Here is a 12108-nt window from a genome sequence, read left to right on the forward strand (position 1 = left end):
AAACCCGCATGGGTTTCTTCAAGAAGCTGTTCGGGCTCGGGAAGAAGGACGAGGACACGCAGGCGTCGGTGGACCCTCGGGAGTACCTGCTGCGCGAGACGGAGTCGGTGTTGAACGCCGACCCCGCCGTGTCGCAGGTGACGCGACTGCCGGACGAGTACGGGTTGAGCTTCCTGTACCACGGCAAGGAGATGCGCACGTATCTGGAGAACCTCTTCGCGGAGACGCGTGAGGTCTCTCCCGAGGAGCGCACGCGCATCATCGAGCGCTTCATCGGCGCCATCTCCAACCCGGGCGGCAGCTCGCTCACGTGGGAGGAGGCGCGCGAGCGGCTGTTGCCCGTGCCGCGCGCGGCCTCGTTCGGCGGACAGATGCCGACGGGCGCGCACGCCTCCAGCTTCATGGTGGAGAAGCGCACCCTCCCCTTCCTGCGCGAGCTCCTGGTGGTCGACCTGCCGGAGACGAGCATGTACGTGCAGCCCGACCTGCTCGAGCAGTGGGGCGTCAGCGTGGACGAGGCCTTCCAGGCCGCGTACGCCCACCTGGACACCCTGCGCGACGTGGGCGTGGAGCTGCAGGAGGAGCGCCCCAGCGCGCTGTGGTCGGTGGACTCGAACGACACCTACGAGGCGTCGCGGCTGCTCTTGCCCGGCTTCCTCGCGTCCTTCGCGGGCAAGGTGAAGGGGCGTCCCGTGGCGGCCATCCCCACGCGCTCCATGATGCTCATCACCGGGGACCAGGACCCGGTCATGCTGGAGCGGCTGTGCGACGTGGCCGAGCGGGAGCACGCGGCGAGCTCGCGCGGCATCTCCTTCGCGCTCTACACGGTGGATGACCAGGGCCGCGTGGTGCCGTACCGGCGCGCGGGCGACGACGCGCTCGCGCAGCGCATCCGTGGCAACCACCTGCGCTTCGCCATGCTGGAGTACAACGAGCAGAAGGCGCTGTTCGAGGCCCAGCATGAGGAGAGCGGCCTGGATGTGTTCGTCGCCGGCTTCAGCGCCATCGTGCGCGAGCGGGACGACCGGCCCATCTCCTGGTGCAGTTGGGGCCGCGAGGTGGACTCGATGCTGCCGGAGACGGACCTGGTCGTCGTCCAGGTCGCCGAGGAGGGCACGGACGACGAGCTGTGCATGGTGCCCTTCGCCGAGGTGCTCCGGGTGGCGGGCCACTGCCTGACGCCGGTGCCCGGGGCGTGGCCTCCGCGACACCGGACGCTGTCCTGGCCGGACGACGCCGTGCTCGAGAAGCTGCGCGCCGCCCGGGTGGAGCCCGACGACTACGCCGGGCCTTGACGAGACAGTGAGGTCAGCCGACCGACGGCCCGTGCGTCAGCGCCGGGCCGTCGCCGACCCGAGGAGATGACGATGCTCGCCTGCGTGGATGTGGACTACCGCGAAGCGCTCACCGTGGCCGCGTGCGTCCTGTTTCGCGATTGGGTGGACGGCGTGGAGGCCGGGCACCACGTGGACCGGGGACCTCGCGCGGCGGAGTACGAGCCCGGCCAGTTCTACCGCCGTGAGCTGCCCCACCTCTTGCGCGTGCTCGCCCTGGTGACGGAGCCGCTGGAGGCCATCGTCGTCGACGGCTACGTCTGGCTCGGCCAGGACAAGCCGGGCCTGGGAGCCCACCTGTACGAGGCGCTGGGGCGCGCCGTCCCCGTCATCGGCGTGGCCAAGACGTCCTTCCACTCCAGCGACGTCGCCCTGCCGGTGCTGCGGGGCCAGAGCCAGCGCCCGCTGTTCGTCAGCGCGGTGGGCCTGAGCACCACCGCCACCGCCGAGTCCATCCAGCGCATGCACGGCCCCTCGCGCCTGCCCACCCTGCTGGGCCGCGTGGACCGGCTGTGCCGCGAGTCGTGAGCGCCCCTGACACGCGCGTCGCGCTCGTGCGTCCGCGTCGTGTCTCCCGCGGGTGAGGGGCGCTCTGGGGCCGGGGCCGTACACCCCTGGTATGGCCCTTGCTGAATGGGCGGCCCCATGCGCCCATCGCGTCGTCCTCGGAGTCAGCATCTGGTGACGGGGTTGCTCCTCGTCCTCGTCATCTCGGCGTGTCCCCAGGAGCGTCGCGCCCTCACGCGCGCGGAGGTGGAGTCCATCACCTTCACGCGGCTGGAGCGCTTCGGCTCGGAGGCGGAGCTCGACGCGCACCTGGCTCAGGTGGAGGCGATTCGCTCGAGCCTGGCCACGGGCGGCGGCCCCGTCATCGGCTGCGGGGGTGAGCCCGCGAACGGAGAGCCGTCACCGCAGACCCCGGGAGAGTCGGAGCCCTCCATCACCCACAACCAGGAGGCCGGCGTCGACGAGGGCGACATCGTCAAGGCGGTGGGGGACTGGTTCGTGGTGCTGCGCCGGGGGCGGCTCTTCACGGTGCGCCAGGGAGCGGGCGCGCTGGAGCCGGTGGCGCAGGTGGACGCGCACGCACCGGGCTTCACCCGCGGCTCCTGGTACGACGAGATGCTGGTGTACGGACGGCGCATCGTCGTCGTGGGCTACAGCGACCTGGTGGGCGCGACCGAGCTGGGCCTGTTCCGCCTGGACGACGCGGGCGGGCTGACGCACGAGGCCACGCACTTCATCAGCTCGAGCGACTACTACTCCAGCCGCAACTACGCGAGCCGACTGGTGGGCGGCACGTTGGTGTTCTACCTGCCCTATCCGCTCACGACAGGCATGGTTTCGCTGCCGTCCACGCGCGCGTGGGTGCGTGGCAACGAGACGACGGCGTGGCGCCCCATCCTCTCGCGGCTGGAGGTGTTCAAGCCGGTGCAGACCACGCTGACGCCCATGCTGCACACGGTGGTGCGCTGCGATTTGGACGCGGCGGAGTTCACGTGCACGGCCCGCGCGTTGATGGCGCCCGCCTCGCGGACCTTCTACGTGTCGCGGGACGCCGTGTACCTGTGGGTGTCTCCGGGCTTCGAGTGGTGGACGGTGGAGGGGGAGACGCGGCGCACGCCTCGTGACTCGGTGGTGTATCGGTTGCCGTTGGAGGGGGGCGAGCCCGGGGCGCTTCGTGCGCGCGGCGCGCCCATCGACCCTTTCTCGTTCCGGCAGAACGAGGACGGACACCTGGATGCGTTGCTCGTGGCGACGGGCCAGGGTGATTCGATGTGGGGGCCGGAGCTGACACGCGGCGATGGGCGCTTCGCGCTCCTGCGTGCGCCGGTGGCGGCGTTCGATACGGAGCTGCGCGGCTTGCGCGCGGAGCACTTCACGGTGCTGCCGGGGCCCGTGACGGGCTCGCTGCACAACCGCTTCGTGGGGAACCACGTGCTGTGGGGTTCGGGTGATGCGACGACCCAGGACTCGAGTCGGGGCGAGCGCGCGGTGTGGGTGACGGACGTGCGTGTGCCCTCGGACGTGCATCGGTTGGCGCTGGAGCACTCCGTGACGCGGCTGGAGCCCCTGGGGAGCACGGGCGCGCTCGTGGCGGGGCAGGACCTGTTGGGGTTGAGGTTGAGCACGCTGTCGCTCACGGAAGGTGGGCCCGTGCGCAGTGACTCACTCTCGCGCCCCGGGGCAAGTCAGGGCGAGACGCGCAGTCACGGGTTCTTCTTCAAGCCGGATGGGACCGGGGGCGGGGTCATGGGCCTGCCCGTGCGGATGCAGGGGGGCTCATGGAGTCACTTGAGATACGGCTCCGCGGAGGTGTCCTTCCTGCGGGTGGATGCGGACTTGCGACTGTCGAGCCTGGGTACGCTCGTGGCGTCCACGGAGGCTCGCGATGACCGGTGCAGCAAGTCGTGCACGGACTGGTACGGCAACGCGCGCCCCATCTTCTACCGGGACCGCGTCTTCGCGTTGATGGGCTATGAGTTCGTCGAGGCCCGCGTCACCCAGAGCGCCGTGGAGGAGGCGGCTCGCGTGAGCTACTTGCAGCCGGTGCGTTGAGGTCGCCCGGCGAGCAGGGAAGCCCCCTGGCTCGCCTGTATGGCGGGAGCGTCACGGTCGCTTCACCGACGTCCGCCACTGCGTGGCGCTTCCCCTCGCGGAGGACATGGGCGACAACGGGGGCATGCACCGTCGTCACTTCCTGCGATTCAGCGCCCTGGGGGGCGGCTCGTTGGCCCTCGGCAGCCTGGGCTTCTGGCGCAACGTGTACGCCGCGCCGCCCACGCCGGGCATCGGCCCGTATGGCGCCATGGCGGACGTCGCGGACGCGAACGGGCTTCGACTGCCGCGTGGCTTCACCTCGCGCGTCATCGCCCGCAGCGGCGACGTGGTGCCGGGAACGAACCACGTGTGGCACATGGCGCCGGACGGCGGGGCCTGCTTCGCCCAGCCGGATGGCGGGTGGATCTACACGAGCAACAGCGAGGTCTCCCCCGACGGCGGCGTGTCCTCGGTGCGCTTCGACGCGAAGGGACAGGTCACGGGGGCGTGGCGCATCCTCTCCGGCACCCACGTCAACTGCGCGGGAGGTCCCACGCCCTGGGGGACGTGGCTGTCGTGCGAGGAGCACCGCCAGGGGCTCGTCTGGGAGTGTGACCCGACGAAGCCGGGACAGGGTGTGGCGCGGCCCATGCTGGGTGCCTTCGTCCACGAGGCCGCGGCGGTGGATGAGCTGGGCCGGCGCCTGTACCTCACGGAGGACACGCCCACGGGGCGCTTCTATCGCTTCACGTCGGCGAAGTGGCCGTCGCTCGAGGAAGGCACGCTGGAGGCCGCGCAGGTCATCAGCGACGCGCGCTCGGGCGCGCGGGTGCGCTGGGTGCCGGTCTCGCCGCTGACGTCCGCCGCGATGCAGGCCAACGCGAAGGAGACGACCGTGTTCGCCGGCGGCGAGGGCTGCTGGAGCGAGAGCGGCATCGTGTACTTCACGACGAAGCACGACAACCGCGTCTGGGCGTACACGCCGCTGACCAGCCGGCTCGAGGTGCTCTACGACGCGGCGACGTACCCGGACGCGCCGCTGCGAGGCGTGGACAACCTCACCCTGTCCAAGGCCCGCGAGGTGTTCGTCTGCGAGGACGGCGATGACATGCAGCTGTGCCTGCTCACGCCGGACCGGAAGGTGACGCCGTTCCTCCAGGTGATGGGACAGCCGGGCTCGGAGCTGGCGGGCGCGGCGTTCAGCCCCGATGGCAGACGGATGTACCTCAGCTCGCAGCGCGGCCCGGATGGGCGCGGGTTGACGTACGAGGTGTCGGGCCCGTTCAGGACGCGTCCGGCATAGCCTGTCGCCTGGCGACCCGCCGGACGAGCATCCCGCTGGAAACCTCCCCCCTCTCGGGCATACCTTTTCGGGGCGATGGGAGCCCCGCCCCCCTCACAGCTCGGGCTGTTCGACTCGGCGGGGTCCGCGCGCGAGGAGTCCATCCCGCGCGCCAGCTCCCGCCCCGTCCGCGAGCCGGCGTCGCCTCCCCATACGCAGCCGCATGACGGGCGCCGCCTCCCGGAACGCGAGGACGCGCTCCTCCAGGCCGCGAGCCTCGCGCGGCGGCTGTCGCAGCGCCTCGGCGCGCCCGTGCACCTGCGCCTCACCGACAACCGCGCCACGCTGGTGAGCTTCCGCCGCGTCGCCCAGGGCCTGCGGCTGCGCGTGCACCACCTCTTCCTCGAAGCACCCGACGACGTGGTGCGCGCCATCGCGCTCTACGCCGCGCGCTCCGACGCCAGCGCGGGCGCGCTCCTCGAAGCCTACGCACGCGAGCACCAGGACCTCGTGCGCCGCGAGCGCCGCCCCGGCAAGGCGCTGCGCTCACGCGGCCGCTGCTTCGACCTGCGCGCCGTCCAATCACGCCTCAACACGGACTGGTTCGACGACAGGGTCCAGGTGGACATCGGCTGGGCGCGCCGCCCCTCGAAGGGCCGCAGGCGCTCCATCCACCTGGGCGGCTACGACGCGCGCCTCAGGGAAATCCGCATCCACCCCGCGCTGGACCGGCCCCATATCCCCGCATACGTCGTGGACTACCTCGTCTTCCACTCCATGCTCCACGCCGACCTCCACGAGGAGGACGGCGACGGCCTGGACGCGCAGGGCCGCTGCTCGCCGGGACACTCGCCCGCGTTCCTTCGACGGGAGGACACCTTCCCCCTGAAGGACGCCGCGCAACGCTGGCTTCAGGACAACCACACCTCCCTGCTGCGCGGCTGAGCGTCAGGCCGTGCGCAAACGCGCGCGCTCCGGCCACCCCCCGGATGGCCATGCGCCCGAGCGCCCTGCATGCTCCCCGCCCATGCGCTACTTCAGCGTCGACGAGGCCAATCGACTGGTGCCGCTCTTGAGCCGCACCTTCGAGCACATCCGCCCCTGGGTGGAGCGGGTGCAACAGCTCGTGGAGACGCTCGGCACGCCCGAGGGCAAGGCGCTGGCGAACCACGAGGCCCTGCGCGAGGAGCGCGACGCGCTGCTCGAGAAGGTCCGCGTCGAGCTGCGCCAGTTCCACGAGATGGGCCTGGAAATCAAAGGCGCGCAGGGGCTCGTCGACTTCCGAGCCCACCGCGGTGAAGAGCCCGTCTACCTGTGCTGGCGCATCGGAGAGCCCGCCGTCTCGCACTGGCACGGCATGTACGACGGCTTCTCCGGACGTCGCCCCATCGACAGCCCGGACGAGTTCGCCCCCACCTACTTGAGCTGAGCGCCCCTCACCCGCCGAAGCTCTTCTGCAAGAGCGCCAGCTTGTTGCGCGCGGACAACAGCTGCTGACGCAGCGACTCCGCCTGCCTCGAGATGTCGTTGAAGTCGCGCTCCGCCGCGGCCTGGCTCAGCGACTGCGCCTCGTCCGCCACCTCACCCATGCGGTCCTGGAGCGACTGGAACGACGTGGCCAACGCCGCGTTCTCCTCGGGCGTCTTCGCCTGCTGACGCTGGGCCGCGAACTCCTGCATCCGCACGTTGAGCTCGCCGGCGCTCTGCCCCAGCGAGCCGTAGCGCACGAGCAGGTCCTTGAAGATTTCGGTGCGCTGCTGCAGCTCCAGCGCGCGCGCCTGCACGGCCTCCGCCTGGGTCTGCTGCCTGTCACGCACCTGGGAGATGGCGCCCACCAGTCCGGCGACGCGGCCACGCAGCTCCTCGTCCATGTCGGCCAGCGCCTTGAGGGTGGCGGAGGCCTTCTCCAGGTGCTTCTCCGCCTGGAGGGGCGCGTCCTGGAGCTGCTGGGCCAGGGCCTCGAAGCGCTCCAGTCCCTCGTCGAGGGAGCGGGCGGCCGTGACCAGCGTGGATTCCTGCGGTTTGTCTCGCTTGCTCATGAGCGGCGGCACCATGGCACGCACGCGGCCCGCCCGGTGGACGACTTGGGAGGCAAAACGCATGGGCCTGCACGCCTTGCTGCCCGGCGGGCTCGGGCGAGGGCACAAGCGCCACCTCCTCCACGCTCGCCACAGGCCCTCATCGTCCCCACCTTCCCGACATCCCGCAGTCCTGTCTGTCGCGAGGTTCACACATGACCAGGGCCCACTCCTTCTCCGTGCTCGTCACCGGCGCCACTGGCCGGCAGGGCGGCGCCGTGGCGCGCCACCTGCTCCACCGCGGCCACCGCGTCGTCGCCTATGTCAGGAACCCCGAGGCTCCCGGCGCGCGCGCGCTGGAGACGCTGGGCGCCGAGCTGGCCGTGGGCACCTTCGACGACGTGGACACGCTCGCCCGCGTCGCCGAGGGCGTGGACTCCTTCTACGCCATGGCCACGCCGTTCGAGGCCGGCGTGGAGACGGAGAGACGCCACGGCATGAACCTGGTGGACGCCGCGCGGCTCGCCGAGGTGAAGCACTTCGTCTACACCTCCGTCGCCGGGGCCGACCGGCTCACGGGCATCCCCCACTTCGACAGCAAGCACCGCGTGGAGCTGCACCTGCGCCGAAGCGGCCTGCCCTTCACCATCCTCGGGCCCACGTTCTTCATGGAGAACTTCACCAGCCCCATGTTCGAGGAGGGCCTGCGCGCCGGCATGCTCGCCTTCGGCCTGCCCCCCACGCGCGGCCTGCAGATGGTGACGACCGAGGACCTGGCCGCCTTCGCCGTGAAGGTGCTGGAGAACGCCGAGCGCCACCTGGAGCAGCGCATCGACGTCGCCTCGGACGAGGTGACGGGACAGCAGGCGTCCGGGCTGCTCTCCATGGTGAGCGGACACCGCATCCACTTCGAGCAGCTCTCGCTGGACTACCTCCGCGAGCGCAGCGAGGACCTGGCGGCGATGTACGAGTGGTTGGACCGGGTGGGCTACCACGCGGACATCCTCACGCTGCGGCACGACTATCCGGACGTGCGCTGGCACACGTTCGAGGACTGGGCGCGGCAGCAGGACTGGAGCACCCTGACGTCTCCCGCGTGGCCCCACGCGGCCGCGGAGCCCACGCCGCCCGCCAGTCAGTGAGGCCCCTCTCCGCTCGGCGGCGTTCCGGGGTGGCGCCGCGCCGTGGGGCGGCATCCAGCACGCGAGGGTTACCTTTCCACCAAAGGAGAGACACCTCATGCGCGCGCTCGTGCCGCTCGTCGCCCTGTTGGTGGTGGCGAGCTGTGCCTCGAACACCAACACGTTGAAACCCACGATGCAGGCCCAGGTGCTCCCCGCGGACCAGAACACGGCCGTCGCGGAGGGCGCGGGGGTGAGGTTGGTGGCGGATGCCTCCGCGTGGAAGGGCTCACCGGCGAACCTGGAGCGCACCCTCACGCCCGTCTACGTCCGGCTGGAGAACCAGAGCGGCAGGACGCTGCGCATCCGCTACGAGGACTTCTCGCTCGTCGGCACCGAGTCGCGCTTCCGCTACTCCGCGCTGGCGCCCTTCTCGCTCCGGCAGTCCGCCATCTCCTCGAGGGACGACGGGACGGGCGGCTCGGGGCGCGCGTGGGTGTACATGGGCGGGGGGCCCCGTTGGAGCTCGCGCTTCGGCCCACGCTGGGGCAGCCCGTACTACCCGTTCTATGGGCCGTACGGCCCGGGCCCCTACGCGTACCAGTGCGAGGAGCCGCTGCCCACGAAGGACATGCTCCGTCAGGCGCTGCCCGAGGGCACGCTGGGCGACGGTGGCACGGTGCAGGGCTTCATCTACTTCCAGGTCGTCACGGGCCGCGAGAGCGGCGTCGTGCTGGAGGCGCGCCCCGTCGACGCGAACAGCGGTGAGTCGCTGGGCACGCTCGACATCCCGTTCCAGGTGGGCAAGGGCTGAGCTCAGTGCAGCAGCATCGCCGCGCGTGACGAGGCCGCGCGGCGGTGGCCGTTGAGCAGCGAGGCCTCCTCGTTCACGCCCAGCTCGCGGCGGATGTCCTCGCCGCGCATGGGCAGGCCGAACAGGGGGCCCATCAACACCAGGTCCAGCGAGGCGGCGACCAGGGGGCCGAGCCCCAGCAGGGCCAGCCCCGCGCCCTTCGCCGACCCCGCGCGCAGCCCTCCCAGCACCAGACAGGACCCCGTCACGATTCGAAGCCAACGTCCCGTCCGCGATGCCATGAAGCCGACGACCATGCGCACACCTCCCCGGGCCAAGATGGACACGCTCCGGCGAGCGACCACCGGGGGGGCCTCCATCTCCACGCGGGAAGCAGGCCACCGGGCAGGCGCACGGCGCGACAGACGAGGTCCAGGAGGGCTGTCACGACGTCAGCGGGTGCACGGTGCGGGGCACCTGCCCAGCTTCACGTCGAGGGGTACTTCCCACGGCCCCCAGGGAGCTCCCATGTTCAGCCGCGCCGAGATTCACAAGGGCATGAAGGTCCGAGGCAATGACGGACACGTCGTCGGCCGCATCATCGACATCACGGAGAAGGAGCTCATCGTCGAGAAGGGCCTGCTGCGTCGTCACGACTTCGCGGTGTCGTTCGACGACGTGAGCGAGGTGCTCCACGGCGAGGTGGTCCTCCACCACGGCCGCGACAGCCTCTTCTCCGCGCCCCGCGAAGTGGCCCCCGTGCAGCACTGAGCGCTACCGCGGCGGCGGCTTCACCCGACTCCTTTCAGGCTTCGTCGTCGGGCAGGAGCGTCCGTAGCAGCGCGTCGTCGGGTCCGAGCGGGCGCCAGCCTGCGGCAGGAGGGTTGGAGAGGAGAGCATCGCCTACCCGCGCAACTTGCTCCTGGTGGGTTTCCGGGGTGTATCCGGTCCAACGACCCAGGGCCTTGGCGACCTTGAAGCGGTTCGCATCGTCCAGTACGGCCGGCCACCCATCGGGAAGAGTCTGGGACAACATGCGCACGAGGACATCGCGAACAAAGCGCGTGACCTGCCTGCGCTGTTCCGCCTCATGGAGCAAGGCACTGAGAACCTGCACTCCTGCAACGTCCTCGCGCCCCAGCTCTTCGGCCAGCGCAACCAAAGAGGCCGTGGGACGCTCGTTCGCGAAGGCCGTGATGGACTCGTACCCATGCTCGCGCACCCGTTCGTACAGCCGGGCCTTGATGTTTCCTCGCCAGGCGTCTCCGTCGCTCATCGGTTTCTCCCGGTGACGAACTTCATCGGGACTCTGTACTCCTGCATGTTGTCCGCAACGATGTTCAGGATCTCGTTCCGATTCAACATCCGACCTGTCTTTGTCTCGGCCGCGCTCAACGTCCGCATGATCATCCTGTTCCACTCGCCGGGCCACGTGCGTCCCAGCTTCCAGTCGCCCCCTCCGTGAATCGCCTCGTGGTGGGACCGCTCCAGTCGGACGCAGAACTGGTCGATGTCCGTATCACCCTTGAAGCCACGCGCCTCGAACCACTCGCGGTGCTCCTTCGGCATGACGTGGTGCTTCGGAGCCTCGGACATGCCCGCACCGGCACTGCCCGTCACGTGCATTCCTCGCACCTCGGGACTGTCACCCAGCGCCTCTCGCACGCCCTCGGGCAGGTCCTGATGCGCCTGCGCCATCATCACCTGCCCACCGTGGATGCGGACCGCGGCGCTCACGACCGGAAGCGAGATGACACCCGCCTGCACCAGCCTCCGCATCATCTCCACCCACTCGGCGGAGAGAACCAACTGCGAGCCCGCCATGACGCCCCCCGAGCTCATCACGAGCCCCATACCGAGTGTCGCGGGCGCCGCTGGAGGCGGCCGGGGTAGCGACATCTTCAGCGTGGAGACCAGGGCCAGCATCTCCATCACCTGCACCGCCACCATCACCTTGCCGCCCACCTCCATCGCCGAGCGCGCGTCCCTGTGAATCGTGTCGAACTCGCCGCTCAGCGTCCCCATCAACTCGGGCATCCCGGTCGCAGCCACCTCGACGCGCTCGGGGTCGCCTGACGCAAGCTCCTTCAGCGCGGGCTCCATCAAGCCCTGCACTCGGTGCAGGTCCGCGAACAGCTTCTCGGTGCCGCACATGGGACAGTCCCTCAGCAGGGCGTCAGCAAGCTGGAGGAAGTCCACCCACGTGGCCAACAGCAGCGCTCCGAACATCGCTGACTGGAGTCGTGGACCCGCCATGCGCAGGACCCCCACCTCCATCTCCGAGTCCCCGACTTCCGACGCAACTCCCTCCAGCACGATGGCGCTCCCCAGCGCTTCTCGCAGCCACGTCCGTTGATTGGCGCCGTGGTCGAGATAGCGCGTGAAGGCCCCACCCAGACTCCGCCCCCCACGAGCGAGCGAACGCGACGCGAGCTGGGAGCGCGTTGCCTCGCTGCGCTCCATGGATTGCTTCACCTCGTCAATCGCCTCGAGCACCGCTCGACGCGCGAGGGCGACCTGCGGCCCCCTACCTGCCCCGACTTGTGTCGCTTCGACCCTTGGTCCCACGTGACGCCAGAGTGGATTCCCACCTCTTTGTCCCGAGTTGGAGGGCGACGGAGGCCGCCCCACACGAGACTCCTGGTGCAACGCACCGCCACGTCCAGGCGCGTAGGGAGTTGAGACGCATCCCGAGGCCAGCAGCACCAACAGTAGAGCCTCAGCGCGCATGGTCCACCCCCAGGCCCACCGACGCGAAAGCCCCAGGCCGCAGCGTTCCTTCCGACGTGGGAAACAGCAGCGTGCCACTCGTCCCCATCGCGTAGAGCCTCCCACCCAGGAACCTCCAACGGAGCTCCGCCGCGCCCAGATAGCGCGCCCCGAGCTTCCCAACTCCGACCGCGAGGCCCTTCAGTCCTACTTCCAGGGCGCGCTCGAAGAACTGCATCGCCACGCGGCCATCCACATCGACGCGGCCCCAGGTGAACGCCTCCACGCCGAGCGACAGCCTCAAATTCCT

General features: G+C 70.2%; 13 protein-coding genes and 1 pseudogene. 9 read left to right on the forward strand and 5 right to left on the reverse strand.

The features are described from left to right. The first annotated feature begins 8 nt into the window (after positions 1-8). From LXT21_RS43480 to LXT21_RS43505, 6 genes are all read left to right on the forward strand, one after another. Positions 9-1295, forward strand: a complete 1287-nt coding sequence (locus LXT21_RS43480; protein WP_254044161.1) for a DUF1444 family protein — start codon at positions 9-11, stop codon at positions 1293-1295. A 66-nt stretch (positions 1296-1361) separates the two neighbouring features. Continuing rightward, on the forward strand, positions 1362-1862 hold the full coding sequence (locus tag LXT21_RS43485) for an endonuclease V (protein WP_323395753.1): 501 nt from the start codon (positions 1362-1364) through the stop codon (positions 1860-1862). 153 nt (positions 1863-2015) lie between these two features. Beyond that, the gene (locus tag LXT21_RS43490) at positions 2016-3893 is read left to right on the forward strand and encodes a beta-propeller domain-containing protein (RefSeq protein ID WP_254044163.1); all 1878 of its coding nucleotides are present in this window, start codon (positions 2016-2018) and stop codon (positions 3891-3893) included. An 82-nt stretch (positions 3894-3975) separates the two neighbouring features. Next, the gene (locus LXT21_RS43495) at positions 3976-5178 is read left to right on the forward strand and encodes an alkaline phosphatase PhoX (RefSeq protein ID WP_323395755.1); all 1203 of its coding nucleotides are present in this window, start codon (positions 3976-3978) and stop codon (positions 5176-5178) included. A 75-nt stretch (positions 5179-5253) separates the two neighbouring features. After that, positions 5254-6102, forward strand: a complete 849-nt coding sequence (locus LXT21_RS43500) for a hypothetical protein (RefSeq protein WP_254044164.1) — start codon at positions 5254-5256, stop codon at positions 6100-6102. 82 nt (positions 6103-6184) lie between these two features. Then, positions 6185-6586, forward strand: a complete 402-nt coding sequence (locus LXT21_RS43505) for a DUF2203 domain-containing protein (protein WP_254044165.1) — start codon at positions 6185-6187, stop codon at positions 6584-6586. A gap of 7 nt (positions 6587-6593) precedes the next feature. On the opposite strand, the gene LXT21_RS43510 is transcribed toward LXT21_RS43505, so the two are convergent. Next, positions 6594-7196 carry a hypothetical protein gene (locus tag LXT21_RS43510; protein ID WP_254044166.1) on the reverse strand — a complete coding sequence of 201 codons (603 nt, stop codon included), beginning with the start codon at positions 7194-7196 and terminating at the stop codon, positions 6594-6596. Between the two features lie 194 nt (positions 7197-7390). Between LXT21_RS43510 and LXT21_RS43515 the strand changes: the two genes are divergently transcribed. Both LXT21_RS43515 and LXT21_RS43520 read left to right on the forward strand, forming a co-directional pair. Then, positions 7391-8317: an NmrA/HSCARG family protein gene (locus tag LXT21_RS43515; protein ID WP_254044167.1), complete on the forward strand. Its 927-nt coding sequence runs from the start codon at positions 7391-7393 to the stop codon at positions 8315-8317. A 97-nt stretch (positions 8318-8414) separates the two neighbouring features. Beyond that, the gene (locus LXT21_RS43520; RefSeq protein WP_254044168.1) at positions 8415-9110 is read left to right on the forward strand and encodes a hypothetical protein; all 696 of its coding nucleotides are present in this window, start codon (positions 8415-8417) and stop codon (positions 9108-9110) included. 2 nt (positions 9111-9112) lie between these two features. Here LXT21_RS43520 and LXT21_RS43525 read toward each other — a convergent pair whose 3' ends face one another. Next, on the reverse strand, positions 9113-9358 hold the full coding sequence (locus LXT21_RS43525) for a hypothetical protein (RefSeq protein ID WP_245772589.1): 246 nt from the start codon (positions 9356-9358) through the stop codon (positions 9113-9115). Between the two features lie 259 nt (positions 9359-9617). On the opposite strand from LXT21_RS43525, the gene LXT21_RS43530 reads away from it, so the two are divergent. Beyond that, complete coding sequence (locus LXT21_RS43530; protein ID WP_254044169.1) at positions 9618-9860, forward strand: hypothetical protein; 243 nt, start codon at positions 9618-9620, stop codon at positions 9858-9860. Between the two features lie 34 nt (positions 9861-9894). Here the strand turns inward: LXT21_RS43530 and LXT21_RS43535 are convergent, their stop codons facing one another. From LXT21_RS43535 to LXT21_RS43545, 3 genes and pseudogenes are all read right to left on the reverse strand, one after another. Then, entirely contained in the window at positions 9895-10365 is a 471-nt protein-coding gene (locus LXT21_RS43535; protein ID WP_254044170.1) for an NUDIX hydrolase, read from the reverse strand. Next, a complete protein-coding gene (locus tag LXT21_RS43540; protein ID WP_323395758.1) occupies positions 10362-11552 on the reverse strand; it encodes a DUF2380 domain-containing protein in 1191 nt (396 codons plus the stop codon). Before LXT21_RS43540 ends, LXT21_RS43535 begins: the two co-directional genes overlap by 4 nt. A 256-nt stretch (positions 11553-11808) precedes the next feature. Continuing rightward, positions 11809-12108, reverse strand: a pseudogene (locus LXT21_RS43545) (hypothetical protein); the annotation flags it as partial.

The sequence above is a fragment of the Myxococcus guangdongensis genome (assembly GCF_024198255.1).
Lineage (GTDB): Bacteria > Myxococcota > Myxococcia > Myxococcales > Myxococcaceae > Myxococcus > Myxococcus guangdongensis.

What these genes read in the sequence shown, in the direction of transcription:
- LXT21_RS43480 (WP_254044161.1), top strand. Translation starts at nt 9, where the DNA reads ATGGGTTTCTTCAAGAAGCTGTTCGGGCTCGGGAAGAAGGACGAGGAC.
- LXT21_RS43485 (WP_323395753.1), top strand. Translation starts at nt 1,362, where the DNA reads ATGACGATGCTCGCCTGCGTGGATGTGGACTACCGCGAAGCGCTCACC.
- LXT21_RS43500 (WP_254044164.1), top strand. Translation starts at nt 5,254, where the DNA reads ATGGGAGCCCCGCCCCCCTCACAGCTCGGGCTGTTCGACTCGGCGGGG.
- LXT21_RS43505 (WP_254044165.1), top strand. Translation starts at nt 6,185, where the DNA reads ATGCGCTACTTCAGCGTCGACGAGGCCAATCGACTGGTGCCGCTCTTG.
- LXT21_RS43510 (WP_254044166.1), bottom strand. Translation starts at nt 7,196, where the DNA reads ATGAGCAAGCGAGACAAACCGCAGGAATCCACGCTGGTCACGGCCGCC.
- LXT21_RS43515 (WP_254044167.1), top strand. Translation starts at nt 7,391, where the DNA reads ATGACCAGGGCCCACTCCTTCTCCGTGCTCGTCACCGGCGCCACTGGC.
- LXT21_RS43520 (WP_254044168.1), top strand. Translation starts at nt 8,415, where the DNA reads ATGCGCGCGCTCGTGCCGCTCGTCGCCCTGTTGGTGGTGGCGAGCTGT.
- LXT21_RS43530 (WP_254044169.1), top strand. Translation starts at nt 9,618, where the DNA reads ATGTTCAGCCGCGCCGAGATTCACAAGGGCATGAAGGTCCGAGGCAAT.
- LXT21_RS43535 (WP_254044170.1), bottom strand. Translation starts at nt 10,365, where the DNA reads ATGAGCGACGGAGACGCCTGGCGAGGAAACATCAAGGCCCGGCTGTAC.
- LXT21_RS43540 (WP_323395758.1), bottom strand. Translation starts at nt 11,552, where the DNA reads ATGGAGCGCAGCGAGGCAACGCGCTCCCAGCTCGCGTCGCGTTCGCTC.